Source organism: Nguyenibacter vanlangensis (assembly GCF_013376155.1).
GTDB lineage: Bacteria > Pseudomonadota > Alphaproteobacteria > Acetobacterales > Acetobacteraceae > Gluconacetobacter > Gluconacetobacter vanlangensis.
The window spans coordinates 1-764 of record NZ_JABXXP010001051.1 but is presented as its reverse complement, the minus strand read 5'-3'; the positions used below and the strand labels follow the sequence as shown (position 1 = coordinate 764).

The 764-nt window shown below is 70.7% G+C and carries 2 protein-coding genes; both read right to left on the bottom strand.

Annotated elements, in window-relative coordinates; genetic code table 11:
• A partial coding sequence (locus HUK84_RS21140) for a helicase HerA domain-containing protein (protein ID WP_176641920.1) occupies window positions 1-515 on the bottom strand: 515 nt, incomplete at its 3' end.
• Window positions 512-764: NAD(P)/FAD-dependent oxidoreductase (locus HUK84_RS21135; protein WP_176641919.1), on the bottom strand; the 253-nt coding region annotated here is incomplete at its 5' end. The genes HUK84_RS21140 and HUK84_RS21135, both read right to left, overlap by 4 nt.

The following is a 764-nucleotide window of genomic DNA, read 5'->3' as shown; positions in this document are numbered from 1 at the left end:
CGCCCACGGCACATCAGGTTGGTCATCGCGCCCAGCGAAGCCCGCCGCGCCTCGTCCGACACCTCGCCCGCCGCCGCCGGGGCAAAGAGCTGCGCCTCGTCCACCACCACCAGCACCGGGTACCAGTAATCCCGCCCCACCTCGAACATCCCGCCCAGAAAGGCGGCGGCGCGGCGCATCTGCACCTCGGCGTCCGCGCCTTCCAGGTTCAGCACGACCGACGCGCGATGCACGCGCATGCGCTCGCCCGCCGCCTGCAGTTCCGCCTCGGTATGGGCGGCGCCGTCGATCACCAGATGGCCGTATTTCTCCGCCAGGCTGACGAAATCGCCCTCGGGATCGATGATGGCCTGCTGCACCAGCGTCGCCGACTGCTCCAGCAGCCGGCGCAGCAGATGCGACTTGCCCGACCCGGAATTGCCCTGCACCAGCAGGCGGGTGGACAGCAATTCCGCCAGATCCATCTGCGCGGGGCCCCCGCCCCGCACGTCGCCTATGGTGATCGCAACCGTCATGGACAGGACGGATACCGTCCCTTGCCCTGCTCCTGCAACCAGTCCAGCACCCCGCCCGCGGCGGCATGCCCGGTGGCGAAGCAGGCCTGCAACAGATATCCCCCGGTCGGGGCCTCCCAATCCAGCATTTCGCCGGCCACGAACACCCCCGGCCGGGCACGCAGCATGAAGCGCGCATCGATCTCGGCGCGGCGCACCCCGCCGGCCGCCGAAATCGCCCGCTCCAGCGAATCGGGCGCCGTCGCCACC